This window comes from Streptomyces sp. NPDC060232 (genome assembly GCF_042726555.1).
Classification (GTDB): domain Bacteria; phylum Actinomycetota; class Actinomycetes; order Streptomycetales; family Streptomycetaceae; genus Streptomyces.
This window is the reverse complement of sequence record NZ_JBHXAG010000035.1, coordinates 36238-58827: the sequence shown is the minus strand read 5'-3', so window position 1 is coordinate 58827 and position 22590 is coordinate 36238. Positions and strand designations below refer to the sequence as shown.

At 73.1% G+C, this 22590-nt stretch carries 21 protein-coding genes and 1 riboswitch; of the genes, 13 read left to right on the top strand and 8 right to left on the bottom strand.

Annotated elements, in window-relative coordinates:
* Positions 1-115 precede the first annotated feature (115 nt).
* Positions 116-748, bottom strand: coding sequence for a hypothetical protein (locus tag ACFWFZ_RS32345; protein ID WP_387127221.1), 633 nt, complete (start codon positions 746-748; stop codon positions 116-118).
* A 112-nt stretch (positions 749-860) separates the two neighbouring features.
* On the opposite strand from ACFWFZ_RS32345, the gene ACFWFZ_RS32340 reads away from it, so the two are divergent.
* Positions 861-1163, top strand: coding sequence for a hypothetical protein (locus tag ACFWFZ_RS32340; protein WP_387127219.1), 303 nt, complete (start codon positions 861-863; stop codon positions 1161-1163).
* Between the two features lie 73 nt (positions 1164-1236).
* Here the strand turns inward: ACFWFZ_RS32340 and ACFWFZ_RS32335 are convergent, their stop codons facing one another.
* The 3 genes from ACFWFZ_RS32335 to ACFWFZ_RS32325 form a co-directional block, all read right to left on the bottom strand.
* Positions 1237-2319 carry a prenyltransferase/squalene oxidase repeat-containing protein gene (locus ACFWFZ_RS32335; RefSeq protein WP_387127217.1) on the bottom strand — a complete coding sequence of 361 codons (1083 nt, stop codon included), beginning with the start codon at positions 2317-2319 and terminating at the stop codon, positions 1237-1239.
* Positions 2316-3050, bottom strand: coding sequence for a class I SAM-dependent methyltransferase (locus tag ACFWFZ_RS32330; RefSeq protein ID WP_387127215.1), 735 nt, complete (start codon positions 3048-3050; stop codon positions 2316-2318). The genes ACFWFZ_RS32335 and ACFWFZ_RS32330 overlap by 4 nt, the downstream gene beginning before the upstream one ends.
* Before the next feature lie 64 nt (positions 3051-3114).
* Positions 3115-4428: a glycosyltransferase family 4 protein gene (locus tag ACFWFZ_RS32325; RefSeq protein ID WP_387127213.1), complete on the bottom strand. Its 1314-nt coding sequence runs from the start codon at positions 4426-4428 to the stop codon at positions 3115-3117.
* A gap of 216 nt (positions 4429-4644) precedes the next feature.
* On the opposite strand from ACFWFZ_RS32325, the gene ACFWFZ_RS32320 reads away from it, so the two are divergent.
* The 4 genes from ACFWFZ_RS32320 (at position 4645) to ACFWFZ_RS32305 (ending at position 7187) form a co-directional block, all read left to right on the top strand.
* On the top strand, positions 4645-5268 hold the full coding sequence (locus ACFWFZ_RS32320) for a TetR family transcriptional regulator (protein ID WP_387127211.1): 624 nt from the start codon (positions 4645-4647) through the stop codon (positions 5266-5268).
* Positions 5269-5551: 283 nt separating this feature from the next.
* Positions 5552-5968 carry a lactococcin 972 family bacteriocin gene (locus ACFWFZ_RS32315; RefSeq protein WP_387127209.1) on the top strand — a complete coding sequence of 139 codons (417 nt, stop codon included), beginning with the start codon at positions 5552-5554 and terminating at the stop codon, positions 5966-5968.
* 165 nt (positions 5969-6133) lie between these two features.
* Positions 6134-6724 (top strand): hypothetical protein, encoded by a 591-nt coding sequence (locus ACFWFZ_RS32310; RefSeq protein WP_387127207.1) that lies wholly within the window; start codon positions 6134-6136, stop codon positions 6722-6724.
* A gap of 88 nt (positions 6725-6812) precedes the next feature.
* Entirely contained in the window at positions 6813-7187 is a 375-nt protein-coding gene (locus tag ACFWFZ_RS32305; RefSeq protein ID WP_387127205.1) for a VOC family protein, read from the top strand.
* 29 nt (positions 7188-7216) lie between these two features.
* On the opposite strand, the gene ACFWFZ_RS32300 is transcribed toward ACFWFZ_RS32305, so the two are convergent.
* Entirely contained in the window at positions 7217-7450 is a 234-nt protein-coding gene (locus ACFWFZ_RS32300; protein ID WP_387127203.1) for a ferredoxin, read from the bottom strand.
* Positions 7450-8913 carry an aldehyde dehydrogenase gene (locus tag ACFWFZ_RS32295; protein ID WP_387127201.1) on the bottom strand — a complete coding sequence of 488 codons (1464 nt, stop codon included), beginning with the start codon at positions 8911-8913 and terminating at the stop codon, positions 7450-7452. The genes ACFWFZ_RS32300 and ACFWFZ_RS32295 overlap by 1 nt, the downstream gene beginning before the upstream one ends.
* A gap of 183 nt (positions 8914-9096) precedes the next feature.
* Here ACFWFZ_RS32295 and ACFWFZ_RS32290 point away from each other — a divergent pair, with 183 nt between their 5' ends.
* The 7 genes from ACFWFZ_RS32290 (at position 9097) to ACFWFZ_RS32260 (ending at position 17229) form a co-directional block, all read left to right on the top strand.
* Positions 9097-10146: an MBL fold metallo-hydrolase gene (locus tag ACFWFZ_RS32290; RefSeq protein ID WP_387127199.1), complete on the top strand. Its 1050-nt coding sequence runs from the start codon at positions 9097-9099 to the stop codon at positions 10144-10146.
* A 242-nt stretch (positions 10147-10388) separates the two neighbouring features.
* Positions 10389-10469: riboswitch (cobalamin riboswitch) on the top strand.
* Positions 10470-10598: 129 nt separating this feature from the next.
* A complete protein-coding gene (locus ACFWFZ_RS32285; protein ID WP_387127197.1) occupies positions 10599-11873 on the top strand; it encodes a prenyltransferase/squalene oxidase repeat-containing protein in 1275 nt (424 codons plus the stop codon).
* Positions 11873-12553, top strand: coding sequence for an SCO2322 family protein (locus ACFWFZ_RS32280; RefSeq protein WP_387127195.1), 681 nt, complete (start codon positions 11873-11875; stop codon positions 12551-12553). Before ACFWFZ_RS32285 ends, ACFWFZ_RS32280 begins: the two co-directional genes overlap by 1 nt.
* Positions 12554-12645: 92 nt before the next feature.
* A complete protein-coding gene (locus ACFWFZ_RS32275; RefSeq protein ID WP_387127193.1) occupies positions 12646-13809 on the top strand; it encodes an energy-coupling factor transporter transmembrane component T in 1164 nt (387 codons plus the stop codon).
* On the top strand, positions 13806-15650 hold the full coding sequence (locus ACFWFZ_RS32270) for an ABC transporter ATP-binding protein (RefSeq protein ID WP_387127191.1): 1845 nt from the start codon (positions 13806-13808) through the stop codon (positions 15648-15650). Before ACFWFZ_RS32275 ends, ACFWFZ_RS32270 begins: the two co-directional genes overlap by 4 nt.
* On the top strand, positions 15647-16513 hold the full coding sequence (locus ACFWFZ_RS32265; protein ID WP_387127189.1) for an ECF transporter S component: 867 nt from the start codon (positions 15647-15649) through the stop codon (positions 16511-16513). The genes ACFWFZ_RS32270 and ACFWFZ_RS32265 overlap by 4 nt, the downstream gene beginning before the upstream one ends.
* 260 nt (positions 16514-16773) lie before the next feature.
* Positions 16774-17229 carry a transglycosylase SLT domain-containing protein gene (locus tag ACFWFZ_RS32260; protein ID WP_387127188.1) on the top strand — a complete coding sequence of 152 codons (456 nt, stop codon included), beginning with the start codon at positions 16774-16776 and terminating at the stop codon, positions 17227-17229.
* Positions 17230-17446: 217 nt separating this feature from the next.
* Here the strand turns inward: ACFWFZ_RS32260 and ACFWFZ_RS32255 are convergent, their stop codons facing one another.
* A complete protein-coding gene (locus ACFWFZ_RS32255; protein WP_387127185.1) occupies positions 17447-18616 on the bottom strand; it encodes a steroid 3-ketoacyl-CoA thiolase in 1170 nt (389 codons plus the stop codon).
* A 241-nt stretch (positions 18617-18857) separates the two neighbouring features.
* Between ACFWFZ_RS32255 and ACFWFZ_RS32250 the strand changes: the two genes are divergently transcribed.
* Positions 18858-20102 carry a cytochrome P450 gene (locus ACFWFZ_RS32250; protein ID WP_387127182.1) on the top strand — a complete coding sequence of 415 codons (1245 nt, stop codon included), beginning with the start codon at positions 18858-18860 and terminating at the stop codon, positions 20100-20102.
* A 307-nt stretch (positions 20103-20409) separates the two neighbouring features.
* Here the strand turns inward: ACFWFZ_RS32250 and ACFWFZ_RS32245 are convergent, their stop codons facing one another.
* On the bottom strand, positions 20410-22485 hold the full coding sequence (locus ACFWFZ_RS32245) for a bifunctional glycosyltransferase 87/phosphatase PAP2 family protein (RefSeq protein ID WP_387127180.1): 2076 nt from the start codon (positions 22483-22485) through the stop codon (positions 20410-20412).
* Positions 22486-22590: the final 105 nt, after the last annotated feature.

Below are 22590 nucleotides of genomic sequence, written 5' to 3'. Positions count from 1 at the left end.
CCCTCGGCGCACGAGCCAAAGGCCCTAGTAGCTCCGCTACGAGGACATTCGTCCCGCACGCCGAGGGCACGCACCGAACGCCGCTCCTTGCTCCACGGGGCAACTCGCACAGACCCTAGCCGCCGAGCTGGGAGGTGCTGGGGACCTGGTCGGTCACCGTGGCGCCCGCGCTCTTGCCGGCCTCCTTCACGCTGCTGATGACGTCGTCGAAGGACGAGATGTCGGCGTCACCCGCCTGGCCCTTGCGCAGCTTGGTGCCCAGACCCTTCAGCGACTCGATGCCCGCCGTCAGCGGGGCCATCGCCTTCGACAGCAGCGGGTCGCCCTTGGCGTTGTCCGCGGCCGCCTTGAGCCGGTTGTACGCGAACGCGCCCGCCAGGCCCGCCTTGATGAGCGCGAACGTACGGCCCTTCGCGCCCTTCTTGAACTTGCCCTCACGGTACGGCTTGACGATCCACTGGTACGTCGCCCCCGCCGCGAGCCCCGCGTTGGCGACGAAACGCGTCTTGGCGAACTTCTGCTTCTCGGCGGACGTGCTCGGCGAAGGCGTGACGGCGGCCAGCTCGTCGGCCTCCGCCGCCGCCGGCTCCGCCGCGGCGAGCGCGGCCAGCTCCCCCATCGAGGCGGCGGACAGTTCCTCCCGAGGGCTGCCACCGCTGCCGCATGCGGTGGCACCGGCCAGCAGCGCGGTCGACAGGACCACCGCCGTGAGGGCACGACGGAATCGGACGATCGTGGGTACGGACACGGTTTCCTCCGGGGACTCAGGCGTCCCCCGCAGCCTCACCCCGCCCGCGGGGACCCGCCACCCGGCGGACCCGTTCGGGTTTGCGGCGCGCCCGGGCGGCAACACGCGCGGCATGACCTCACACACGCGAGTACGCACCCGAGGAAGCAGTCAGGCAGGCCGGGCCGTCGCTCTGGTGGCGGACGTGCTTGCCTTCGTGATCGTCCTGTGGATCCTGCTCTATTTCCTGGACGCCAACCAGGGCAACGAACTCGTCGGCTTCATCCACGACGCAGCCAGCTGGCTGGCCGGCTGGTCCTACGACCTGTTCACCTTCAGCCGCGAAGGGGTCCAGGTCGTCATCGGCTACGGCCTGGCCGCCGTCGTGTACGTCCTGGTCGGCCACGCCATAGCCGGCTGGCTCTACCGCCGCTGACGCGCGCGGCGAACGGGGCCCTCCCCCCGCCACCCGGCGGGAGGGGCCCCGTTCGTTCGCCTCCGGGTGCGGCTCAGCCGCAGCAGTCCGGCTCCAGCCCGGCCGGGAGCGAACCCCCGCCGAACACCTCGGTGGTGGCCTCGTCCCCGCCCAGCGCCGCGACGGCCAGCAGCAGCGACCCGGCGGTCCACGTCGTCTGCTCCACCGGCCACACCGCCCTGTCCTGGAAGACGTACCCCGTCCAGTACATGCCGTTGTCCGCGCGCAGGTGCCCGATCGACCGCAGGATCTCCAGCGCCCGGTCCGACTCCCCCGTCGCCCACAGCGCCAGCGCCAGCTCGCAGGATTCCCCGCCCGTCACCCACGGGTTCGGCAGCACGCAGCGCACCCCCAGGTCCGGGACCACGAACTCGTCCCAGCGCGCGTCGATCCGCGCCGCCGCCTCCGCGCCCGTCAGCGCGCCCCCGAGGACCGGGTAGTACCAGTCCATCGAGTAGTGGTCCTTGTCCAGGAACCGTTCCGGGTGACGGCGGATCGCATGCCGCAGCGCGCCCGCGGCGAGCTCCCAGTCCGGCTGCGGCTCCTCGCGGTGCTCGGCGACGGCCAGCGCACAGCGCAGCGCCTGGTGGATGGAGGACGACCCCGTCAGCAGCGCGTCGGTGACGGCCGTGCCGTCCGCCTCACGCTTCCAGCCGATCTCGCCACCGGGCTGCTGGAGCGACAGGACGTATTCCACGGCCGCGTACACGCACGGCCACATCCGGTCGAGGAAGGTGTCGTCACCGGTCGACAGGTAGTGGTGCCACACGCCGACGGCTATGTACGCGGTGAAGTTGCTCTCGCGGCTCGCGTCCTGCGGCTCCGCGGTGTCCACACCGTCGGGCCGGTCGGCGTAGGCCGCGTACCAGGAACCGTCCTCGTTCTGGTGCCGGGCCAGCCACGCGTACGCCCGCTCGGCGGCCTCGTGCTCGCCGGCCGCGTCCAGCGCCATCGCCGCCTCGGTGTGGTCCCACGGGTCGAGGTGGTGGCCGCGGAACCACGGGATGGCGCCGTCGGCGCGCTGCACCGCCAGGATCCCGGCGACCGTCTCGGCGGCCTGCTCCGCGGTCAGTACGCCGTCCAGGACGAGGTGTTCGGTACGCCCGGGCGAGCTCACTGGGTCGCGCCGACGGGGAGGTGGGGCTTGGTCGCGTACGCCACGAAGCTCTTGCCGATGAGCGGGTTGAGGGCCTGCTCCGCCACGCGCGTCGCCAGCGGCTTCTTCATGATGTCCCAGACCAGGAGCTTGTGGTACGCCTTCACCGGCAGCGCCTTGTCGTTGTCCACGCCGAAGGCGCACTTGAGCCACCAGTAGGGCGAGTGCAGCCCGTGCGCGTGGTGCGTGCCGTACGGCTTGAGGCCCGCGGCCCGCATCTTGCCCAGCAGCTCGTCCGCCTTGTAGATGCGGATGTGGCCGCCCTCGACCTCGTGGTAGGCGTCGGACAGCGCCCAGCAGATCTTCTCCGGACCGTAGCGCGGCACCGTCACGGCGATACGGCCGCCGGGCTTGAGGACGCGGACCATCTCCGCGAGCACGCCCTTGTCGTCGGGGATGTGCTCCATCACCTCGGAGATGATGACGACGTCGAAGGACTCGTCGGGGAAGGGCAGCGCCAGCGCGTCGCCCTCCATCGCGGTGGCGGTGGCGCCGGCCGGGGCCTCACCGGCCTCCTTCATCGCGGCGAACCACTTGGCGACCTCGCGGATCTCCTCGCCGTTGCGGTCGACGGCGACCACCTGGGCGCCTCTCCGGTAGCACTCGAAGGCGTGCCGGCCTGCGCCGCAGCCAAGGTCGAGTACGCGGTCGCCTGCGGCGAGCGGGAACCGGGAGAAATCGACGGTCAGCACGGGGTCCTGCCTTCGCGGTCGCGGGGGTGTACGGGGGTGGGGACGATGGGGATGAGCCGGGAGGTCACCGGGCGCGGCGGGCGCGGGCGGCCTGCTCGACGGCGGCGCGGTAGTGCTCGGCGGTGCCCTTGGCAGCCGCGGCCCAGGTGAAACGGGTCAGGACCCGTTCGCGTCCGGCCGCGCCGACACGGGCCCGCAGCTGCGGGTCGCCGAGCATCCGGCCCAGCGCGGCCGCCAGGGCGCCGGCGTCGCCGGGCGGCACGGCGAGGCAGGTCTCGCCGTCGGTACCGGTGACCTCGGGAATCGCACCGCCGGTGGTGGCGACCAGCGGGGTGCCGGTGGCCATGGCCTCGGCCGCCGGGAGCGAGAAGCCCTCGTACAGCGACGGCACGCACGCCACCTGCGCGCTGCGCACCAGGTCGACGAGCTCGGCGTCGGTGATGCCCTTGACGAAGCGGACCGCGTCCTGGAGGCCGTACGTCTCGATGGCGCGGGCGACGGGGCCCTGCTCGGCGCGCTTGCCGACCACGACGAGGTGGGCGCCGGGCTGCTCGGTGCGCAGCTTCGCGAGCGCCTCGACGAGGAACACCAGGCCCTTGAGCGGGACGTCGGCGCTGGAGGTGGTCACGATGCGGCCGGGGACCTCGGCCACCGACGCGTCGGGCGACCACAGGTCGGTGTCGGCGCCGATGTGCACGACGTGGATGCGCTCGTCCTGGACGCCGAGGTGGTCGGCGATCTCCTGCTTGGAGGAGCCGGAGACGGTGAGCACGGACGGCAGCTTGCGGGCGACACGGCCCTGCATGCGGGTGAAGGCGTACCAGCGGCGTACGGAGGCGCGCTTGACGCGGCCCTGGGCGGCGTCGAGGTCGAGCTTGCGGTCGACGGTGATGGGGTGGTGGATCGTCGTCACCAGCGGTGCGCCGAGGTCGCCGAGCAGCCCGTAGCCGAGGGTCTGGTTGTCGTGGATGACGTCGAACTCGCCCGCCCGCTCCCGCAGATGGCGGCGGGCGCGCAGCGAGAAGGTCAGCGGCTCGGGGAAGCCCCCGGTCCACATCGTGGCGACCTCAAGGGCGTCGATCCAGTCCCGGTACTCGTCTCGTCCCGGCGTACGGAAGGGGTCGGGGCTGCGGTACAGGTCGAGGCTGGGAAGCTCGGTGAGTGTGGCGCCCGTGTCGAGCACCGGGTAGGGCTGGGCGCCGATGACCTCGACGGAGTGCCCGAGGCGGACCAGCTCGCGCGAGAGGTGCCGGACGTAGACGCCCTGGCCTCCGCAGAACGGGTTCCCCTTATAGGTGAGGAGGGCGATGCGCAGCGGACGCTCGCCGTCGTCGGCGGAACCCGCGAAAGGGCTCGTCACCACGGCCTCAGCGGTCACTCTCGGCCCCCTTCTCGCTGCACTTTCGCCGGAGCGTAACCGCTCGGATAATGTAGAACAAGTTTCAGACTTGATCCGTCTAAGAGCATTGAATCTACCGGCCGGAAACCCCACCGTAAGAGGTGGAGCGGGTGATTCACGCCACGACGCGGCACCTGCGATGCTGGCTGCGGATCACCCCGGAGACAGCCCGCGCAACGACACGGAACGGGACACATGAGTGCGGAAGTGAAGGCCGTCACCACACCGGCGTCGCCTCCCCTGACGGAGCGCCAGGAGGCGCGCCGCCGCCGGATCCTGCACGCGAGTGCCCAGCTGGCCAGCCGGGGAGGCTTCGACGCCGTCCAGATGCGCGAGGTCGCGGAGGCGGCCGGCGTGGCGCTGGGCACGCTGTACCGCTACTTCCCGTCCAAGGTGCACCTGCTGGTCGCCACCATGCAGGACCAGCTCCAGCACATGCACACGACGCTGCGCAAGCGCCCGCCGACCGGTGACGAACCGGCGGCCCGGGTCGCGGAGACCCTGATGCGCGCCTTCCGCGCGCTCCAGCGGGAGCCGCAGCTGGCCGACGCGATGGTGCGGGCGCTGACCTTCGCGGACCGCAGCGTGAGCCCGGAGGTCGACACCGTGTCCCGCCTGACAACGGCGATCATCCTGGACGCCATGGGGCTCGAACAGCCGCCGACGGCGGAACAGCTGTCGGCGGTCCGCGTCATCGAGCACACCTGGCACTCGGCGCTGATCACCTGGCTGTCGGGCCGCGCCTCGATCGCCCAGGTCAAGATCGACATCGAGACGGTCTGCCGCCTGATCGACCTGACGTCCCCGGAAAAGTCCTGAACCAGCCGCAGCCGCTGCCGCGGCGGGGCGGCGGGAGCGGGAGCGGGAGCGTGCGGCGGGAGCGGGAGCGTGCGGCGGGAGCGGGAGCGTGCGGCGGGAGCGGGAGCGTGCGGCGGGGGCCACGGCCGAGCCCGGGCGCTCCGGATCCCCGCGCACTCCTCCATCACGCGCCTGCAGTCCGCCTGAAGGCGGTGGATGACTGAACTGCCGGAATCAGCGCCCCTGTCACGTTGCTTTTGAGTCAGCAGCTTCAGCGTTCTTTGCCGACCGGCGTGGGCCCGTGATGGCCGGCAGATCCGCCACTTCCGCCATCGCGGGCGCAGCCAACGCGGCTTTGGACCTCGCGACGCCGGCCACCGCGGACGTCACCATGGACGCTTCGACGGGCTCCTTCAGCCCGCAGTCGCAGGCACGCCCCAGCCCGCCCAGCGGTGACACCTGGCGTTACGGCTGGTACGCGAAAGAGATCAGCCCCGGGGTGATCCACAAATACCACTGCTCGCATTACCACCAGAAGACGAAGAGGCACTCGCCCACGGTGAAGCCCGCGGGCGGTACGCGTCGCACCTGGGCCGCAGCCGGCAGTACCTCCCACGCCGACCTCACGGCAGGCCTCGCCTACACCTGCTCCACCCCACTGCAGCGTGGACCAGGTTCCCGATCGCCGCCCCAAGCAGTAACTCCGCTGAGGGCGCGGTAGGTTGGGGAGTCGCTCCGGGGGCCGTTGTTCGCCCGTTCAGCCCCGGAGCGGCCATCTCCACGTCGGGCTCACCCATTGAACGGGGGAAGAACGATCACACGCTTGACATGCGCTCGCCTCGCGCCGGTCGCCGCGGCTCTCGGAGTGGGCCTTCCACTCGGCCTCGTGGGCCCCATTGCCGGGAAATGGGACAATCCATTCTGCGTCGCCGTGAGCATTGTTTTTTCCAGCGGCTGGCCGTGGGCCTGCTACGCATTCATGGTGGGCTACTTCCGTCGATCCAAGATCGAGTCGGCTTTGCTGGCATCTTTGGGACTGGCCATCGGTGTCGTCACCTACTACGTTTTCAAGGACATGAACCCCACCCTTCCTGCGGGAATGGAAGAAGCCGCCTCCGTTCCGGCCGGAATGGAGCCCGACACCTCCGGCCAGGGGCAGATTCTTCTGTGGGGAGCAGCGGCTTTCGTCCTCGGCGCGCCCGTGGGACTCATGGGGAACGTGGCCCGGACGCCCGGAGTCGGCGGCCTTCTGTTCCGTCTGGTTGTTCCTTTCACCGCCTTCTTCGAGGCGACTCAGCGATTGAGCGTGGAAGCGGACTCGGAGGGGGCGGTTTTCGCTCTGACCTGGAACGTGACTCGCGTCGCGGCATGCGTCGTCGCCGTGGCTCTCGTCGGACACACGGTGTGGAGCCGGCGAGTTCGGCGTGGCCGAGTCGACGGACCGCCGGAAGCCGCCGCGCCCGTACGGCGCCTGTGACCCCTGATCCCCTGTGAGGCCCGTGGCTTCGGGCGCCGGCCCGCTATCTCGGTGGACAGGGGTCGTCGGTCTGTTCGATAGTCCGCCCATGGCTTCTCTCGTACGACACATCACAGTTGACTGTTCCGACGCCTATTCACTCGGCCGGTTCTGGGCCGCCGTTCTGGACGGCTCGCTCGCCGACGACGACTTTCCCGGCGACCCCGAGGCGCTGGTCACCGCTCCCGGATCGACGCTGCTCTTCGTGACCGTTCCCGACGCCAAGAGCGTCAAGAACCGTGTACACGTGGACCTCCAGCCGCAGGACCGCACCCGCGACGAGGAGGTGGAGCGCATCGTCGCCCTGGGCGCCACGGTGGTCGGCGACCACCGCAGGCCCGACGGCACCGGGTGGGTGACCCTCGCCGACCCTGAGGGCAACGAGTTCTGCGTCGAGCGGAGCGCCGCCGAGCGGACCGCCTGACCGCCTGACCGGCCGGCACACCGGCCCCGTCAGTCCTCCGGCGGGAAGACCGGTTCGCCGGTGGCGGCCAGGGTGATCACGATGGCTTCGACCGGGCAGCCCTCCGCCGCCGTGAGGACCGGTTCGCTCGCGTCCGACTGCGGGCTGCGGGGGTGGGACTGGCGCGCCGAGTCCAGGACGAAGCCGTCCGGGGCGTGGTTCACGCACATGCCCGAGCCGATGCACACCCCCCGGTCCACCTCGACCTGCCAGCGGTCGCCCATCAGGCACCCGCCTCGTAGCCCGCGGGCAGGTGGATCATCTTGTGCTCCAGGTACTCGCTCAGGCCCTCCGGGCCGAACTCCCGCCCCAGCCCGCTGTTCTTGTAGCCGCCGAACGGCCCCAGCATGTCCAGGCTGAAGGTGTTCACGTTGAAGGTGCCGGTGCGGATGCGCCGGGCGAAGTCGATGCCGCGCTCTACGTCACCGGTCCATACGCTGCCGCTGAGGCCGAACTCCGAGTCGTTGGCGACCCGTACGGCCTCCGACTCGTCCCCGTACGGGATCAGGCAGACGACCGGGCCGAAGATCTCCTCGCGGGCGATCCGCATGGTGTTGTCGACGTCGCCGAAGAGCGTGGGCTCCACGTACCAGCCGTGGTCGAGTCCCGCCGGGCGGCCGCCGCCCGCCAGCACCTTCGCGCCCTCCTCCTGGCCGATCCGGATGTAGTCCAGGGAGCGCTGCTGCTGGCGCTGCGCGACGAGCGGGCCGAGCTGCGTCGCCGGGTCGAGCGGGTCGCCGACGACGAGCGCGCCGGCCGCGGCCGCGAGGGCCTCGGCGACCTCCTCGTACCGGCTGCGGGGGGCGAGGATCCGGGTCTGGGCCACGCACGCCTGGCCGTTGTTCATCCAGGCGGCGGGCACGATCCCGGCGACCGCGGCCTCGACGTCGGCGTCGGGGAGGACGACGGCGGCGGACTTGCCGCCCAGTTCGAGGGTGACCCGGGTGAGGTTGCGGGCGGCGACCTCCATCACGCGCTTGCCGGCGGCGACCGAGCCGGTGAAGGCGACCTTGTCGACGCCGGCATGGCCGACGAGGTACTCGCTGACCTCGCGGTCGGCGGGCAGGATCGACAGCACGCCCTCGGGCACTCCGGCCTCGCGCGCGATGTCGGCGAGGATGTAGGAGTCCAGCGGCGCCTCCGGGGAGGGTTTGAGGATCACCGTGGAGCCGGAGAGCAGGGCCGGGGCCAGCTTGGCGGCCGCGACGAACTGCGGGACGTTCCACGGGATGACGGCGGCGACGACGCCCACGGGCTCGCGGCGCACCAGGATCGGGCCGAGCACGCCCTGGCGGCGCTCCTCGTACGGGTAGGCGCGGGCGACGGTGATCGCGGCGTCGTAGACCATCATCGGGCCGAGCGCCTGGGCCAGGACGCTCCAGGAGTAGGGGGAGCCGTTCTGGGAGCTGATCGAGCGGGCGATCTCCTCGTGGCGGACGGCGATGGCGTCCTTGATGCGGGAGACGACCGCGATGCGCTCCTCCAGGGCCATCCGCGGCCAGGGGCCTTCGTCGAAGGCCTTGCGGGCGACGGCGACGGCCCGGTCGACGTCCGCCTTCGACGCGTGCGGGACGGAGCCGATGACCTGCTCGGTGTGGGGGGAGACGATCCGGATCGTGTCGGTGCCCAGCGGATCCGTCCACTCACCGCCGATGAACAGTTTTCCGTGTTCCACGAGCTCCGTCATGGCTGAGGCCTCCTGCGGCTTGGCGTTCCCGAACTGATACCAGTTCTACTTCTAGGAGTCCACGGCCAGGACGAAGAGCAGAGAAGATCCAACGACTAGCCAGAATCCGGCGGAGATGGTCGACTTGGGCTACTACTGGAACGCGTTCTCGTCGGAGGACGGCGGTCGACAGGCGGAGGGCTCATGCCGCAGGACACGTCACAGGTCACCGATCACGGCGGAGGCGTGTGGGGCATCAAGGTTCCCATCCCCGACAACCCCCTCGGACACACCCTCGTCCACGTCCTCGACACCGGTCGCGGCCCGGTCCTCGTCGACACCGGCTGGGACGACCCCGCGTCCTGGGACACCCTCGTCGCCGGCCTCGCCGCACTCGGCGTCGCGGTCACCGACGTCCACGGCGTGGTCATCACCCACCACCACCCCGACCACCACGGCCTGTCCGGCCAGGTCCGCGAGGCGTCCGGCGCATGGATCGCCATGCACGCCGCCGACACCGAGGTCGTCGTCCGCACCCGCTCCTGCGAGCCCGGCGTGTGGTTCGACTACATGAGCGCGAAACTCGCCGCCGCCGGAGCCCCCGAGGAGCACATCGCACCGCTGCGCGCCGCCCGCGCGAGCGGCCGCACACGCACCCTGCCCGGACTGCGCGCCGCCGTCCCCGACCGGGAGATCGTCCCCGCCGAACTGCTCCCCCTCGCCGGCCGCCGGCTGCGCGCGATCTGGACCCCGGGCCACACCCCCGGGCACGTCTGCCTGCACCTGGAGGAAGAACACCCGGCGAACCTCCCCGGCAACGGCCGCCTCTTCTCCGGCGACCACCTGCTGCCCGGGATCTCCCCGCACATCGGCCTGTACGAGGCCCCCGAGGACACCCGCGTCACCGACCCCCTCGGCGACTACCTCGACTCCCTCGAACGCATCGGCCGCCTCGCGCCCGCCGAGGTCCTCCCCGCCCACCAGCACGCCTTCACCGACGCGCCCGCCCGCGTACGGGAGCTGCTGGACCACCACGAGGAACGGCTGGCGGGACTGTGGGCGCTGCTGGCCGAGCCGCTGACCCCGTGGGGGCTCGCGGAGCGGATGGAGTGGAACCGGCCCTGGGAGCGGATCCCCTACGGCTCCCGCAACATCGCCGTCTCGGAAGCGGAAGCGCATCTGCGGCGGCTGGTGAAGCAGGGCCGCGCCGAGGCGGTCCCGGGCACCGACCCGGTGACGTACCGGGCGGTCTGAGCGGCGGCCTGCCGGTACCGGCGCCGACCGCCCCGAGCGTGCCGGGCCCGGCGTGAGCGCCCCGAACGTGCCGGGCCCGGCGTGATCGCCGGGCGGCCCCGGGGCGGGCGGGTCGCCTGCGGTCACGACCGGGCGAGGCCCCCGTGCGCCCGGGCGCCGGGACCGGCGTGATCCGGCCGACACCCCCCGGACCCGGAGGCTACGGGCCGGTACAGTGAGGCGGTCGTCCACACCCCGTACGGGGGGAAGCCGGTGCGATTCCGGCGCTGACCCGCAACCGTGACCCGCCCCCGGCACCATCGGGGCGGGGAGCCGGAATGCCCCGTACCGTGAGTGCGCGGCTCGTGCCGCCGGTCCTCCCGGTGGCCGGCACCGTCGAGGAAACACGGAGCCGGAGCCCGGTGCCTGTGCGTGCCTGCCCCGGTTTCCCCAGCAGGAGAGGCACCCTCCCCATGACCGTCCGCCGCAGCGCCGCCGCGCTCGCCGCCTCCGCCGTGCTCTGCGTGGGTGTCGCCCCCGCAGCCCTCGCCGACACCGCGCCGCCCTCCCCCTCCGCGCCCCCGGTCATCCCCTCCGGGCTCTACGGCAAGAAGGACCCCGGCTTCGACGGCGTGTGGCGGCAGTCCTTCGCCCTGCTCGCCCAGGACACCGTCGGCGTGAAGCCCGCCGCGCAGGCCGTGGACTGGCTGGTCGGCCAGCAGTGCGCGAACGGCTCCTTCGCCGCCTTCCGCGCGGACACCGGCAAGGACTGCGACGCGACGGCGTACATCGACTCGAACGCGACCGCCGCGGCCGTGCAGGCGCTGACCGCGCTCGGCGGCCACGACGAGACCGTGAAGAAGGCCGTCGGCTGGCTGAAGTCCGTCCAGAACGAGGACGGCGGCTGGAGCTCCAACCCCGGCGGCGCCATGGACAGCGGCACCGACGCCAACTCGACCGCCATCGTGATCAGCGCCCTGACCGCCGCCGGCGAGAAGCCGGCCGAGACGAAGTCGAAGGCGGGCAAGTCCCCCTACGAGGCGCTGCTCTCCTTCCAGCTGGGCTGTGACACCGAGCCGGCCGCCGACCGGGGCGCCTTCGCGTTCCAGCCGGTCGAGGGCAAGCTGCTCGCGAACGCCGACGCCACGGCCGCGGCGACGCTGGCGGGCCTCGGCACGGGCACGGCCGTCGTCCCGTCCGGTACGGACACCCCCGCAGCCCCGCTGACCTGCCCGGCGGCGAAGCCCGCGGACCCGGCGGCCGCGGCCCGGGCCGCCGCCCAGGGCGCGGCGGGCTACCTGGCCGAGGCCCTCAAGAAGGACGGCCACCTGACGGCCGTGACCCCGGGTGCGGACCAGCCGACGCCGGACACCGGCAACACCGTCGACGCGGTGATCGCCCTGGCCGCGGCCGGGCACAAGCAGTCGGCCGCGGGCGCGCTGGAGTGGCTGAAGGCGAACTCCGCCGAGTGGGCCAAGGACTCCCCGGCGGGTCTGGGCACGCTGATCCTGGCCGCGCACGCCACCGGCACCGACCCGAAGTCCTTCGGCGGCACCGACCTCGTGGCCGCGCTGAACGCGACGGGCCCCGCCCCGCAGGGCGCGGCAACCGACGCGACGGCCGTGGAGAGCGAGAAGGAGGAGCCCTCCGGCGGCCAGAACCTCTGGTGGATCATCGGTGCGGGCGCCGCGGCCGGTGTCGGCATCGGCATCCTGCTGAGCGGCCGCCGGAAGAAGAACCAGCTCTGATGTGCCGCCGCCTGCCCGCCGTGGCCCTCGCCCTCGCCCTCGGCACCGTCCTGGCCCTGCTGGCCGCCGCTCCGGCGCTGGCGGCCGGCTACCGCTACTGGTCGTTCTGGGACGGCGCGGCCGACGGCCAGTGGTCGTACGCCACGCAGGGGCCGTCGCTGGCCCGCCCCGCGGACGGCTCCGTCCAGGGGTTCCGCTTCGCGGTGAGCAAGGACGCGGCGGCCGAGGCGGCCAAGCCGCGCGCCGCAGCCGACTTCGAGGCCGTGTGCGGGGCCACCGCTGCGGTGGAGGGCCGCAAGCGGGTGGCCCTCGTCATCGACTTCGGTGTGCAGGCGGACGCCCCGTCGGGCGAGGTGGCACCGCAGGAGGCTCCGCGCACGGCGTGCGCGCAGGTGGCGCCGGAGGCCACGACGGCCGAGGCGCTGGCGGCGGTCGCGAAGCCGCTGCGCTACAACAGCGCGGCGCTCCTGTGCGCCATCGCGGGCTTCCCGCAGCACGGCTGCGGTGAGCAGATCGCCGACACCGGTGCGCCGAAGGCGTCCGGCGTGCCGTCCGCGCCGTCCGGGTCCGCCCCGGGCGGCGGTGGCGGCGGCCCGTCCGCCGGGCTGCTGGCGGGTATCGCCCTGGTCGCGGTCCTGGCCGCCGCGGGGGTCTGGCAGTCCCGCCGCCGGGGCCGATGACGCACCCCGCGACGAGCCGCGCCGCCGGAGGAACCGCCGGAGCACCCGCCGGGGGACCGACCGGAGGAACCACCGGAGCCGCACCCGCCCCCGTGCCCCCGGCCCGCCGGAGCGGGCCCGGGGCGGCGGACTCCCCGCGCCGGTCGTCGTACGAACGCTGGAGGGCGCCGCTGGGCAGCCGGGCCACCGCCCTGCACGCGGGGGCCTGGTGGCTGTGGGCCCTCGGCCTCGCCACCGCCGCGTCGCGCACCACCAACCCGCTCCTGCTCGGGCTGATCGTCGGCGTCGCCGGTTTCGTGGTCGCGGCCCGCCGCACGGACGCGCCCTGGGCCCGCTCCTACGGGGCCTTCCTCAAGCTCGGCCTCGTCGTCGTGGCCCTGCGCCTGCTCTTCTCGATGCTCCTGGGCTCGCCCATCCCGGGCACGCACGTCCTCTTCGTCCTGCCCGAGGTGCCGCTGCCCGCCTGGGCGCAGGGCATCCGGTTCGGCGGCAGGGTCACCGCCGAGCAGCTCGTCTTCGCCTTCTACGACGGTGCGAAGCTGGCCGCGCTCCTCGTCTGCGTCGGCGCCGCGAACGCCCTCGCCAATCCGGCCCGGCTCCTGAAGTCCCTGCCGGCGGCCCTGTACGAGGCCGGGGTCGCCGTCGTCGTCGCGATGACCTTCGCGCCGAACATGGTCGCCGACGTGGTGCGCCTGCGCACCGCCCGCCGCCTGCGCGGCCGCCCCACCGGCGGGGTCAAGGCGGTCCTCCAGATCGGCCTGCCGGTCCTGGAGGGCGCCCTGGAGCGCTCGGTCGCCGTCGCGGCGTCGATGGACGCACGCGGCTACGGCCGTACGGCGCAGGTCCCGCCGGCCGTCCGGCGTACCACCACCGTCCTCACCCTGGGCGGCCTGCTCGGGATGTGCGCGGGCACGTACGGTCTGCTGGCCGCGCAGGGCGCCGCGTACGGGCTGCCCGTGCTCGGCATCGGCGCGGCCTCGGCCCTGGCGGGCCTGCGGCTGGGCGGGCGCCGGTCGGTGCGCACCCGCTACCGGCCCGACCGGTGGGGTGTGCGCGCCTGGCTGGTCGCCGGTTCCGGGGCGGCCGTCGCGGGTCTGCTGATCCGGGCGGGCGGTGTCGACCCGGCCGGTCTGCACCCGGGCGTGGTCCCGCTGGTGGCTCCCACGCTGCCGTTGTGGCCCGCGGCCGCGGTCCTGATCGGCCTGTTGCCCGCCTTCGTGGCACCCGTACCGCCGAAGGAGGCGTCGTCGCAGTGATCCGTTTCGAGCAGGTGTCGGTCACCTATGACGGTGCGGCCGGCCCCTCGGTGCAGGGCGTCGACCTGGTGGTCCCGGAGGGCGAGCTGACGCTGCTGGTCGGCCCGTCCGGGGTCGGCAAGTCCACCCTGCTGGGGACGGTCTCCGGGCTGGTCCCGCACTTCACGGGTGGCACCCTGCGCGGCCGGGTGACGGTCGCGGGCCGTGACACGCGTACGCACCGGCCGCGCGAGCTCGCGGACGTGGTGGGCACGGTGGGCCAGGATCCCCTCGCGCACTTCGTGACGGACGTGGTGGAGGACGAGCTGGCCTACGGGATGGAGTCCCTGGGCCTGCCGCCGGCGGTGATGCGGCGCCGGGTGGAGGAGACCCTCGACCTGCTGGGCCTGAACGAGCTGCGCGACCGGCCGATCACGACGCTGTCCGGCGGCCAGCAGCAGCGGGTCGCGATCGGCTCGGTGCTGACCACGCACCCGAAGGTGCTGGTCCTGGACGAGCCGACGTCCGCGCTGGACCCGGCGGCGGCCGAGGAGGTCCTGGCGGTCCTCCAGCGCCTCGTCCACGACCTGGGCACCACCGTGCTGATGGCGGAGCACCGGCTGGAGCGGGTGGTGCAGTACGCCGACCGCGTCCTGCTGCTGCCCGCCCGCGGCGCGGCCCCGGTCCTCGGCTCCCCGGCGGAGGCGATGGCCGTCTCCCCGGTCTACCCGCCGGTGGTCTCCCTGGGGCGCCTGGCGGGCTGGTCCCCCCTCCCCCTGTCGGTCCGCGACGCCCGCCGCCAGGCCGCGCCGCTGCGAGAGCGCCTGTCATCGGCGCCTGCCTCCGAGGCCCCCCGCGGCGCCGCGCCCCGGGCTGTGCCCGGACCCGCGCCTCAGACGCCGGCGGGGCCGGGTATGCCAGCCCCGCCGGCTCCTGCCCTTCCAGCCCCGACGGCGTGTGAGGCGCGGGGGTCCGGGGGCAGCGCCCCCGGCGACGGGGCCGCACCGGCCGGCTGGATCGCCCGCCTGCTGCGCCGCGGCAAGCCGGCACCCACCGAGCCTGCCCAGCACGCCGAGCGCGCCGAGCCCGCCGCAGGCGACACGGCCCGTACCCGGAACCTCGGCGTACGCCGCGGCCGCGCCGACGTACTGCGCGCCGTCGACCTCGCGGTGGCGCCCGGCGAGACCATCGCCCTGATGGGCCGCAACGGCGCCGGCAAGTCCACCCTGCTCGCCGCGCTCGTCGGTACGCTCGCCCCCGCCACCGGCGAGGTGACCGTCGGCGGCCGGACCCCGCACCGCACGGCGCCGCCCGAGATGGTGCGCCACGTCGGCCTCGTCCCGCAGGAGCCGCGCGACCTGCTCTACGCCGACACCGTGGCCGCCGAGTGCGCCGCCGCCGACGCCGACGCGGGCGCTCCCCCCGGCACCTGCCGCGACCTGGTCGCGGGCCTGCTGCCCGGGGTGCCCGACGACATCCATCCCCGGGACCTGTCCGAGGGGCAGCGCCTGGCGCTGGCCCTGGCGCTGGTCCTCACGGGCCGCCCCGCCCTGCTGCTCCTGGACGAGCCCACCCGCGGTCTGGACTACGCCGCGAAGGCCCGCCTGATCGAGATCCTGCGCGGCCTGGCAGCGGACGGGCACGCCGTGATCCTGGCCACCCATGACGTGGAGCTCGCCGCCGAGCTGGCCGATCGTGTGGTGATCCTGGCAGGCGGGGAGGTCGTCGCGGACGGCCCGACGGCGGAGGTCGTGGTGTCCTCGCCGGCCTTCGCACCCCAGGTGGCGAAGGTGCTGGCGCCGGGCCACTGGCTCACCGTGGGCCAGGTCGCCGAGGCCCTCGGCGCGGAGGGGGCCCGATGAGCCGCCTCGCGAGCCGCCCGGTCCGGATCGGCCCCCGGGCCGCCGCCGCCCTGATCCTCGTCTCGCTCATCGGCGTCGCGGCCTTCGGGTGGCCGCTGCTCGCCGACCGTCAGTCGGGGCTCGCCCACTCCCAGGACGCCCCGTGGCTGTTCGCGGCGCTGCTGCCGCTCCTCGTAGCCGTCGTCGTGGCGACGATCGCCGACAGCGGTATGGACGCGAAGGCGGTGGCGATGCTCGGTGTGCTCGCGGCCGTCGGGGCGGCGCTGAGACCGCTGGGCGCGGGCACGGCCGGGCTGGAGCCGATGTTCTTCCTGATGGTGCTGTCCGGCCGTGTCCTGGGTCCGGGCTTCGGTTTCGTCCTGGGCTCGGTGACGATGTTCGCCTCGGCGCTGCTGACGGGCGGGGTCGGGCCGTGGATGCCGTTCCAGATGCTGGCGATGGGCTGGTTCTCGCTGGGGGCGGGGCTGCTGCCCGGCCCGGAGCGGATCCGGGGCCGGGCGGAGCTGGCCATGCTGGCCGCGTACGGCTTCGTGGCCGCGTTCGCGTACGGGCTGGTGATGAACCTGCAGGGCTGGGTGGTCATCGCGGGCATGGCGCAGGGCATCTCCTTCCACCCCGGGGAGCCGTTGGCCGCGAACCTGGTGCGGTTCGTCGCGTACTACCTGGCGACGTCGCTGGGCTGGGATCTGGGCCGGGCGTCGCTGACGGTCGTACTGACGCTCGCGCTCGGCGGCACCCTGCTGAGGGCGCTGCGGCGGGCGACTCGCAAAGCGGCGTTCGACGCGGCGGTCTCCTTCGATTCCGGGGGCGTGGAGGCCTGTGAACCTGCGACGGTGCGGTGTACGCCCGGCCACCGAGGGTGAGTTCCGGGGGCTTCGCCGGTGAGGCGGCCCACAGGACGCAGGTCACATACGAGGGCGGGTAGTAGGCCCCCGCATGGCCGGCAAGGCGCCGTTTGTCTGGTTTGGGCGGCGACCTGAGGGTCCGGGCGTGCGAGGTGGGCTAGTAGACGGGGCCTTTGCCAGGGCCTCGGGGCGTCTGTAGAACTGGATGAGTCGCCAGGCGGCAGGGGTACTTCACCCGCCGCCGACGAACCCCTCTCCACCGCGTGAGTGGCTCACGCATGTCCTCGGCATGCCTGCGACCGCCCCTGTCCCCTTCGGAAGGTTCATCCGTGTCCAACGCCGTCATCCGCCGCATCGCCGCCTCCAAGAAGACCCTCGTGGGTTCCGTCCTCGCCCTGGGCGTCGCCGGTTCCATGCTCGCCGCGGTTCCCGCCCAGGCGGCCCCGACGAGCGCCAAGGCGATCGCCCAGCAGATGATCAAGGACCCGGCGCAGTTCGCGGCCTTCAACAACATCGTTTCCCGCGAGAGCGGCTGGAACCACACCGCCACGAACGCCTCCTCCGGCGCGTACGGCCTGGTCCAGGCCCTGCCGGCCTCGAAGATGGCCTCCGCGGGCGCCGACTGGAAGACCAACCCGGCCACCCAGATCAAGTGGGGCCTGGACTACATGAACGAGCGCTACGGCAGCCCCGTCGGCGCCTGGAACTTCTGGCAGGCCAACCACTGGTACTAGGTTCTGTATCGAGTTGCCCCGTGGAGCAACTCGATACAGGCCCTAAGCCGCCCCCAGCGGCGACTGCCGGACAGCGCACCGCACGGTGCAGCCTGACACGGCGCATTCGAAGGCCCCGGTGGCCGGCCTCCCCAGGTCCGGCCCCCGGGGCCTTCCGCATCCCATCCCACGGGATCGCGGGCGCCTGCGCGCGCGGGGGGTGTGCGCGCGGACGCGGTCAGAGGCGCTGGATGATCGTCCCGGTCGCCAGTGCGCCGCCGGCGCACATGGTGATCAGGGCGAACTCCTTGTCGCGGCGTTCCAGCTCGTGCAGTGCGGTGGTGATCAGGCGGGCGCCGGTGGCGCCGACGGGGTGGCCGAGGGCGATGCCGCCGCCGTTGACGTTGACCTTCTCCAGGTCCTGGTCGAAGACCTTGGCCCAGCTGAGGACGACGGAGGCGAAGGCCTCGTTGATCTCGACGAGGTCGATGTCCTTGAGGGACATCCCGGCCTTGCCGAGCACGGCCCGTGTCGCGTCGATCGGCCCGTCCAGGTGGTAGTGGGGGTCGGCGCCGACGAGCGTCTGGGCGACGATCCGGGCGCGCGGCCTGAGCTTGAGGGCGCGGGCCATCTTGCGCGATGCCCACATCACCGCGGCGGCGCCGTCGGATATCTGCGAGGAGTTTCCCGCGGTGTGCACGGCGGTGGGCATGACCGGCTTGAGCCGGGCCAGGGCCTCCATGCTGGTGTCGCGCAGCCCCTCGTCCCGGTCGACCAGGCGCCACATGCCCTGGCCGGCGGCCTGTTCCTCCTCGGTGGTCGGCACCTGCACGGCGAAGGTCTCGCGCTTGAACCGCTCCTCGGCCCAGGCGGTCCGGGCCCGCTCCTGGGACTGCAGCCCCAGGCGGTCGACGTCCTCGCGGGTCAGGCCCCGGTTGCGGGCGATGCGTTCGGCGGCCTCGAACTGGTTGGGGAGGTCGACGTTCCACTCGTCCGGGAAGGGCTTGCCCGGGCCGTGCTTGGAGCCCGAGCCCAGCGGCACACGGCTCATGGCCTCGACGCCGCAGGCGATGCCGATGTCCAGGACGCCGCCGGAGATCATGTTGGCGACCATGTGGTTGGCCTGCTGGGAGCTGCCGCACTGGCAGTCCACGGTGGTCGCGGCGGTCTCGTACGGGAGCCCCATGGCCAGCCAGGCGTTGCGGGCGGGGTTCATGGACTGCTCGCCGGCGTGGGTGACGGTGCCGCCGACGATCTGCTCGACGCAGTCCGGCTGGATCCGGGTACGGGCGAGGAGTTCGCGGTAGGTCTCGCCGAGCAGGTAGGCGGGATGGAGGTTGGCGAGCGCGCCTCCGCGCTTGCCGATCGGGGTGCGTACGGCTTCGACGATGACGGGTTCCGCGGCCATGAGCTCGTCCTCTCCTGCACAGCGCCAGCGCGGCGGGCCGTCCCGGCGCCCCGCCCGAACTAGTACGCGTTCTAGTTCTATCCGCAGTCTTATGACCCGGGGCCCCGGCACGCAAGGGTCTTGCACGCGGCCTGCACGGATTCCACACGCAACAGTTGGCGCTCCGACCCTTGTCACTTCTGGAACTCGTTACTACCTTCGAGCCAACTTCTGATGGTCCGTCAGACTTTGGAGTTGCCCGATGTCCTGCCCCGCGCTCCCCGACGGCTTCGACGCCACCGACCCCGACCTGCTCCAAAGCCGGGTTCCGTACCCGGAGTTCGCGCAGCTGCGACAGACCGCACCCGTGTGGTGGTGCCCGCAGCGGCGGGGGGTCACCGGTTTCGACGACGAGGGCTACTGGGCCGTGACCCGGCACGCGGACGTCAAGTACGTCTCCACGCACCCCGAGTTGTTCTCCTCGACGACCAACACCGCGATCATCCGCTTCAACGAGCACATCCCGCGCGACGCCATAGACGCCCAGCGCCTGATCATGCTGAACATGGACCCGCCGGAACACTCCCGCGTACGCCAGATCGTGCAGCGCGGTTTCACCCCGCGGGCCATCCGCGGCCTGGAGGAGGCCCTGCGCGACCGGGCCCGGAGAATCGTCGAGGAGGCCTCGGCTGCGGCCGCCGACGGCAGCTTCGACTTCGTCACGCAGGTGGCGTGCGAGCTTCCGCTGCAGGCCATCGCCGAGCTGATCGGGGTACCGCAGAAGGACCGCGCCAAGATCTTCGACTGGTCGAACAAGATGATCGCCTACGACGACCCGGAGTACGCGATCACGGCCGAGGTCGGCTCCAACGCCGCCATGGAACTCATCGGCTACGCGATGAACCTGTCCGCGCAGCGCAAGGAGTGCCCGGCCCAGGACATCGTCACCCAGCTGGTGGCGGCCGAGGGCCAGGGCAACCTCGGCTCCGACGAGTTCGGCTTCTTCGTGCTGCTGCTGGCCGTCGCGGGCAACGAGACCACCCGCAACGCCATCAGCCACGGCATGTACGCCTTCCTCACCCACCCCGAGCAGTGGGAGCTGTACAAGACGACCCGCCCGTCGACCGCCGCGGAGGAGATCGTCCGCTGGGCCACCCCGGTGGTGTCCTTCCAGCGCACCGCCACCCAGGACACCGAGCTGGGCGGCCAGAAGATCAAGGCGGGTGACCGGGTGGGGATGTTCTACTCCTCCGCCAACCACGACCCCGAGGTCTTCGAGGACCCGGACGTCTTCGACATCACCCGCGACCCGAACCCGCACCTGGGCTTCGGCGGCGGCGGCCCGCACTTCTGCCTCGGCAAGTCCCTCGCCGTGATGGAGATCGATCTGATCTTCAACGCCCTGGCCGACGCACTGCCCGACCTGCGGATGGCCGGAGAGGCTCCGCGCCGGCTGCGGGCGGCCTGGCTCAACGGCATCAAGGAACTCCGGGTCAGCCACGGCTGACCCGCGACCCAGGACGGCAGGGGCCGCTCCTCCCGCGCCCCGGCCCCTGCCGCCCGCTGGTCGCCGCCGCCGCTCGTCGCCGCCGTCCACCGGTCGCCGCCGTCAACTGGTCCATGCCGTCCGATGCCGGCCCGCCGTTCGGGTGGCGGACCCGCCCGAACGGGGTGATCCTGACTCACAGCGGCGATCCGGCCGAAGGGGCGCCGGGGCATGGTGTGCCCCGGCGCCCCTTCGGTCGGCTCCGGGCGCGACCCGCGCCGACCCGCCTCGCGGAGCCGGCACGGACGCGGAGCCGGCGCGGACCGGCCTAGAGGCGCGGCCCCGCGACGGGTTGGGCGGCGAGGGCCGTATCAGGCGTGACGGCCGCCTCATCTTCCGTGCCGTCGGCGCGCTGCGCCGGGAGGCTCGCGTGCAGGCCGCGCGGACCGGACAGCGCGTGCACGAGCCCGAAGCCGGCGGCGACGACGGCCGCTCCGCCGACCGCGTCCAGCACCCAGTGGTTGGCGGTGGCGACGATCGCGCACACCGTGATCAGCGGGTGCAGTGCCCCCAGCAGCTTCTGCCAGCCCTTCGGGGCCAGCACCACGATCACGATCCCGCACCACAGCGACCAGCCGAAGTGCAGCGAGGGCATCGCCGCGTACTGGTTGGAGATCGCGGTCATGGCTCCGTACGACGGGTTGGCCAGGTCCTGCGGCCCGTGCACGGTGTCGACGAAGCCGAGGCCCGGCATGAGACGCGGCGGGGCGAGCGGGTAGAGCCAGAAGCCGGCGAGGGCCAGGACGGTGGCCAGGCCCAGGGAGGCGCGGGCCCAGCGGTAGTCGCCGGGGCGCCGCCAGTACAGGACCGCCAGGATCGTCAGCGGGACCACGAAGTGGAAGGAGGTGTAGTAGAAGTCGAAGAAGGCCTCCAGCCAGGGCGTGGCCACCACGGCGTGGTTCACGGCGTGCTCGATGTCGATGCCCAGCGCCCGTTCGATCCCCAGGATCTGACTGCCGTTGCCCTCGGCGAGGGAGCGGCTGGTGGGGGCGGCGGCCCGGATGTGGGAGTAGAGCGAGTAGCCGACCCGTATCAGCAGCAGTTCCAGCAGGAGGTTCGGGCGGGACAGCACGCGCCGCCAGAACGGCAGCAGCGGTACCCGCGACCAGCGGGCCTGCGCCGGCCACCCGTAGTCGGTCGGGACGGGATCACGCCAGTACGGGGAAGAGCGCGGCAGGAACGGCACCGCGCAGGCCGCCGCGACGGCGGTGAGCAGCAGCACGTTGTCGCGTACGGGGGCCAGCGCGCCCAGGTTCGGCAGCAGGACCGCGCTCGGCAGGGTCATGGCGAGGACGACGGCGACCGGCCACACGCGCCGGTCGGCGGCGCGCTTGCCGATCTTCCCGGCGACGGCGAGCAGCACCCACAGCAGCTGGTGGCGCCAGCCGGTCGGGGACGCGGCGACGGCCACACAGCCGGTGACGGCGACGGCGAGCAGCAGCTGGCCGTCGCGGGCGTAGCGGACCGCGCGGCGCAGGCCGAACCAGACGATGAGGCCCGCGAGGGCGGCGTAGAGCAGGACCTCGACCGGGCCGGTCAGGCCGAAGCGCAGCAGCGCACCGTGCACGGACTGGTTGGCGAGGCCGTCGGGGGCGCCGCCGAGGCCGGCGCCGGCCAGGTGGTGGACCCAGTACGTCCAGGAGTCGCGGGGCAGGGCCGCCCACGACAGCGCGGTGGCGGCGGCGAAGGTCACGGCGGCGGTCTGCGCGGCGGGGCGGCGTCCGGTCAGCCACAGCAGCGGGGCGAAGAGCAGCAGGGCCGGCTGGAGCGCGGCGGCGAGGCCGACGAGGAGGCCTGCGGGCCGGTCGCCGGGCACCCGGAAGACGGCCAGGAGCACCAGCAGCACAGGGACGACGGCGGTCCGGCCGGGCGAGGCGGCCTCGCGGACGGGCAGCGAGACCATCATCAGGGCCGTCAGGACGGGCGCGGCGAGCAGCTCGGTGCGGCGCGGCACGGGGTCGGGCAGGCCGCGGGCGGCGACGAGCCCGATCGCGGCGACGCACAGCAGCGTCACGCAGGTCCAGGCGACCTCCAGTGAGGGGGTGGCGAGGCCGACGAGCGGCTTGAGGACCAGTCCGGCGAAGGGGGTGCCGGCGAACTGTCCGGCGTCGTAGACCGAGGTGACCGCGCTGCCACCGGAGCCGCCGGAGCCGCCGCCCGAGCCGGGGAGGTGGAGTCCGCCCGGCCACTCGGCGGGCGGCACGCGCAGCACCGCGGCGGCCTGTCTGACGGCGAGGGCTCCGGCCAGGGCCCACAGGAGGAGACGCGCCGCACCGAGCTTGCTGGTGACGCCTATGACCCTGGCGTGTCCGTCCGCTGTGCTGTGCTCTGCCGCGTTAGCCACGCCTCGCCGGCCTCCCGCCGTGTTGACCGCAACCCCGACCTCGCCTGGCTGCCGCGCTCCGTTACCCGCACGACGATATCCCCCGCAGGATCCCTAGGATGGCTC

Excerpts from the sequence above, each read along its gene's own strand:
- ACFWFZ_RS32260 (WP_387127188.1), top strand. The coding sequence starts at position 16,774 with ATGTCCTCGGCATGCCTGCGACCGCCCCTGTCCCCTTCGGAAGGTTCA.
- ACFWFZ_RS32265 (WP_387127189.1), top strand. The coding sequence starts at position 15,647 with ATGAGCCGCCTCGCGAGCCGCCCGGTCCGGATCGGCCCCCGGGCCGCC.
- ACFWFZ_RS32300 (WP_387127203.1), bottom strand. The coding sequence starts at position 7,450 with ATGGGCGACCGCTGGCAGGTCGAGGTGGACCGGGGGGTGTGCATCGGC.
- ACFWFZ_RS32255 (WP_387127185.1), bottom strand. The coding sequence starts at position 18,616 with ATGGCCGCGGAACCCGTCATCGTCGAAGCCGTACGCACCCCGATCGGC.
- ACFWFZ_RS32290 (WP_387127199.1), top strand. The coding sequence starts at position 9,097 with ATGCCGCAGGACACGTCACAGGTCACCGATCACGGCGGAGGCGTGTGG.
- ACFWFZ_RS32305 (WP_387127205.1), top strand. The coding sequence starts at position 6,813 with ATGGCTTCTCTCGTACGACACATCACAGTTGACTGTTCCGACGCCTAT.
- ACFWFZ_RS32320 (WP_387127211.1), top strand. The coding sequence starts at position 4,645 with ATGAGTGCGGAAGTGAAGGCCGTCACCACACCGGCGTCGCCTCCCCTG.
- ACFWFZ_RS32285 (WP_387127197.1), top strand. The coding sequence starts at position 10,599 with ATGACCGTCCGCCGCAGCGCCGCCGCGCTCGCCGCCTCCGCCGTGCTC.
- ACFWFZ_RS32315 (WP_387127209.1), top strand. The coding sequence starts at position 5,552 with ATGGCCGGCAGATCCGCCACTTCCGCCATCGCGGGCGCAGCCAACGCG.
- ACFWFZ_RS32295 (WP_387127201.1), bottom strand. The coding sequence starts at position 8,913 with ATGACGGAGCTCGTGGAACACGGAAAACTGTTCATCGGCGGTGAGTGG.
- ACFWFZ_RS32250 (WP_387127182.1), top strand. The coding sequence starts at position 18,858 with ATGTCCTGCCCCGCGCTCCCCGACGGCTTCGACGCCACCGACCCCGAC.
- ACFWFZ_RS32340 (WP_387127219.1), top strand. The coding sequence starts at position 861 with ATGACCTCACACACGCGAGTACGCACCCGAGGAAGCAGTCAGGCAGGC.
- ACFWFZ_RS32280 (WP_387127195.1), top strand. The coding sequence starts at position 11,873 with ATGTGCCGCCGCCTGCCCGCCGTGGCCCTCGCCCTCGCCCTCGGCACC.